General features: G+C 37.8%; 4 protein-coding genes. All 4 read left to right on the top strand.

All coding sequences use genetic code 11. The features are described from left to right. The first annotated feature begins 237 nt into the window (after window positions 1-237). Window positions 238-525: a putative quinol monooxygenase gene (locus ABYK33_RS14215; protein WP_373033949.1), complete on the top strand. Its 288-nt coding sequence runs from the start codon at window positions 238-240 to the stop codon at window positions 523-525. Between the two features lie 3 nt (window positions 526-528). Beyond that, complete coding sequence (locus ABYK33_RS14210) at window positions 529-1,680, top strand: class II aldolase/adducin family protein (RefSeq protein ID WP_373033948.1); 1,152 nt, start codon at window positions 529-531, stop codon at window positions 1,678-1,680. 8 nt (window positions 1,681-1,688) lie between these two features. Then, window positions 1,689-3,251, top strand: a complete 1,563-nt coding sequence (gene lsrK, locus ABYK33_RS14205) for an autoinducer-2 kinase (protein WP_373033947.1) — start codon at window positions 1,689-1,691, stop codon at window positions 3,249-3,251. Between the two features lie 7 nt (window positions 3,252-3,258). Further along, window positions 3,259-4,195 (top strand): O-antigen translocase (locus ABYK33_RS14200; protein ID WP_373033946.1); only part of this gene is annotated, 937 nt, incomplete at its 3' end.

Raw genomic sequence — 4,195 nt, 5'->3', positions numbered from 1 at the left:
CATGTCACGAAGGTGTTGCAGACATACGTGATAAAAATTCAGGGATGATGCAAGCCATTTTACTGAAGGCCGAAGAAGCAGGGGTCAAAGGCAATGACTGTGTTGTGTGCCACGGGGGGGAACCCTCAAGAAAAAGAGAAAATAAGTATAATATTGAATTGATAATCTAAAGCGACTAGTCGCGTGAGCATTCTGCCGAAGAAAAACGGCGTATTTAATAATAACAAGGAGAGTAGAATGACAATTACAAAAAGCGTAACATTTATAGCAAAAGAGGGCTGTGAAGCAAAAATGAAAGAGCTTTTGACGGCTATGGTTGAACCGAGCAAGGCTGAGCCAGGGGTTTTATTTTATGAGATATTTCAATATGAAAATAACCCGCGTAGATTTATGGCTGTAGAGACATGGGAAAATGAAGCGGCATTGGATGGACATAAAGCTTCTGCTCATTATGCAGTGTATAAATCGAGTTATGAGCCTTACTGTGAAGATAAATACTCAGATGAATTAGAAGTATTGGGTTAGACATTGAAAAATTTATGGGATGACAAAGAAGCCAGTCAATATAAGAGTGATCTGGACTTAAGGGTGTACACTTCAAATCTTTTGGGTCAAAGTGATGAACTTGTACTTCATGGTGGTGGTAATACCTCTGTGAAGAGTATGGTTGATGGTGAAGAGATATTATATGTAAAAGGAAGTGGTTGGGATCTGGTTTCTATCAAAGCGGAAGGTTTTGCTCCTGTGAAGATGTCAACACTTCTTGACATGGCAAAATTAAAAGAGTTGTCAGACAGTGACATGGTTGCACAGCAAAAAGCCGCGATGATAGATAAAAGTGCTCCTAACCCCTCCGTTGAAGCTATCTTGCATGCAATCATTCCTTTTAAAGTGGTGGACCATACCCATGCGGATGCTATTGTGACGATTTCCAATTCAAAAAATGGGATACAACTGATAGATGAATTGTTCCCCAATTTCCTCATCATTCCTTATGTTATGCCCGGGTTTATTTTGGCACAAAAGATCTATGAAATGATACAGGATGGTTTTGACTGGGATAGGTGTGAGGGGATCATTTTACATAATCATGGCATATTTACTTTTGATGATGATGCTAAAAAGTCATATGATAAGATGATAGATGCAGTAACTAAGGCAGAGGCGTTTTTAGAGAAAAATGCTGCCCTATCACTCAAGACAGTTGAACCAAATGCTTTTGACATGAGTGAACTTAAGATAGATAAATTTATGCATATCAATCAAACCCCTTTAGCCTTACACTACGCATCACAAGAGAATCTTAGAGCTAAAGTGACACGGGGAGTTTTAACACCTGAGCATATTATACGTACGAAGCGCATACCTTTGGTGATAGAGGATGATGATGTTGAAAATACGTTAAAACATTACAGAGTAGGATATGAAGCCTATTTTAATGCCTATAAAAAGGATGAGGTCATGTCGGATACTCGACCCAAATATGCTGTCATAAAGAATGTGGGAGTAGTGAGCTTTGGAAAGACACAAAAAGAAGCAGATGTCATCAATGATATTGTGACACATACCATGATGGCAGTATTGCGTGCAGACAAACTGGGCGGGTATCAGAGTATCTCCATTCCAGATAGTTTTGCTATGGAGTATTGGGAACTGGAACAAGCCAAATTAAAAAAATAGGAAATAGCATGCAATACCTTATGGCGATAGATGCAGGAACAGGTTCTGTAAGAGCCGTTATTTTTGATACCAAAGGTAATCAGATAGCAGTGTCACAAAAAGAGTGGGTACATTTGGAAGTTGAGGGTGTACCAAATTCTATGACATTTGATACTGAAAAGAATTGGGACCTGGCTGTTTGGTGTATACAAAATGTTTTAAAAGAAGCAAAGTTGGAAGGCTCTGATATTTTAGCCGTGAGTGCAACTTCTATGCGAGAGGGTATCGTTCTTTATAACAAAGAAGGTGAAGCACTCTGGGGAGTAGCCAATGTGGATGCTCGAGCAGACAAAGAAGTACGTTTTCTAAAAGAGCATTATACTGGCATAGAAGAAGAATTTTATCAAATTTCAGGGCAGACTTTTGCACTTGGTGCTCTGCCTAGGATCTTATGGCTGAAAAATAATAAATCTGAAGTGTATGAAAAGGTAGCCTCTGTCTCAATGATAGGAGACTGGATCTTGGCAAAATTGAGCGGTATCATCGCTACGGATCCGAGTAATGGAGGCACTACAGGCATCTATTCTTTGAGTAAGAGAGACTGGGAACCTGATATGGCAGAAAAAGTAGGCATAAAGGCAGATATCTTTCCTCCAACTTTAGAGCCTGGTACAGTGATGGGAACAGTCACCCAGAAGGCTTCAAAAGAAACGGGCTTAGCCACGTCTACCAAAGTCGTGATGGGTGGAGGAGATGTGCAGCTGGGTGCAGCTGGGTTAGGTGTGGTTAAAGAAGGACAAGTTGCCATACTAGGTGGTTCTTTTTGGCAACAGGTAGTCAATATAAAAAGCGATACTCTGCCACCTAAAGATATGAGTATCCGTGTGAACCCCCATGTGCTCAAAGGACTTTCTCAGGCAGAAGGCATCACTTTTTTTAGCGGGTTAGTGATGCGTTGGTTTAGAGATGCTTTTTGTGAGATTGAAAAACAGGAAGCAGAAGAACGAGGCATAGATACCTACAGTGTACTAGAAGAGAAAGCAAAAAAAGTCCCTGTGGGTTCTCATGGCATACTTCCTATATTCTCAGACAGTATGAAGTACGGTAAATGGTACCACGCAGCACCAAGTTTTTTAAACCTTTCCATCGATCCAGAGGTATGCAACAGAGCATCAATGTTCAGAAGTCTCCAAGAGAATGCCTGTATTGTCTCAGCTATTAACTTGGAAAAAATTAAAACTTTTAGTCATGTTGAGATTGAGGAGATTGTCTTTGCCGGTGGAGCAAGTAAAGGGACACTTTGGTGTCAGATACTTGCTGATGTAACAGGATGCAAGATAAAGGTACCTAAAGTAAGAGAAGCTACAGCGCTTGGTGCTGCAATGGCTGCTGGGGTAGGTGCAGGCATTTATGACAGTCTTGTCACCGCAGCGGAAGACTTAGTCGTCTGGGATAAAGAGTATCTTCCAAACAGAGAAAATTTCAGTAAGTATCATAAGATAAAAGAAGAATGGAAAGAAGTCTACGACTTTCAGTTAAGTCTTGTAGATAGAGGATTGACCCAGTCTATGTGGAAAGCACCGGGAGTGTAAAAGTATTATGACATTAATTAAAACATCAATGCTTTCTGCAATTGCTACTATTATTAAAATAATAAGTGGATTTATTGTAACAAAAGTAATTGCTGTTTATATTGGTCCATCTGGTTTAGCACTTATTGGTCAACTGCAAAACTTTGTAAATTTAGTCATGTTGGCATCTGGAAATTTTCTGCGAACGGCAATTACAAAATATACTGCTCAATATTCTGATGATAAAACGAGACAGTATGAGTTATGGTCATCTTCTGTGAAGATTGCTCTTGGATTCAACATTGCTATGTTTATGTTGTTGTTCCTCTTTTCTAAAAATATTGCAGATTATTTATTTAAAAGTACGGAGTATGAATTTGTCTTGAAAATTTTGGCTGTCAGTTTACCATTCTTTGTACTAAATGGAATGTTGTTGGCTATTCTAAATGGACAAAAACAGATAAAAAAATATGTAACAATAAATATACTATTGAGCATTGTCTCTTTAATATTGGTTACTATTTTAAGTATATCCTACGGATTAGATGGTGCTTTAGTTGCATATGTAACAAATCAATCTATAGTCTTTTTTATTACTTTATATTATTTAAAAAATGAGACTTGGTTCAAAATGAAAAACTTTTTATATAAAATAAAATATAAAAATATCAAGAAACTATTTGGTTTTGCGATAATTACTTTTGCTGCAATTCTTAGCTCTAATTTATCTATGATATACATAAGGGATTATATTAGTGAGACTATATCTCTTGTCAGTGCTGGCTATTGGCAAGGGATTTGGACACTGTCTCAAGTTTCTTTAACTTTGATAACAACTTCTCTTGCTACATATTTTTTACCAACATTATCTGCAATGCAAGAGAAAAGTGAAATTACAAAAGAGTTAAAACATGCTATATTCATTATTGTTCCAATTGCTATGATCATATCTCTTGCTATGTATT

The organism is Sulfurovum sp. (genome assembly GCF_041562805.1).
GTDB lineage: Bacteria > Campylobacterota > Campylobacteria > Campylobacterales > Sulfurovaceae > Sulfurovum.
Note: the sequence above shows the minus strand (reverse complement) of the source record. Positions and strands in the feature narration are given on the sequence as shown.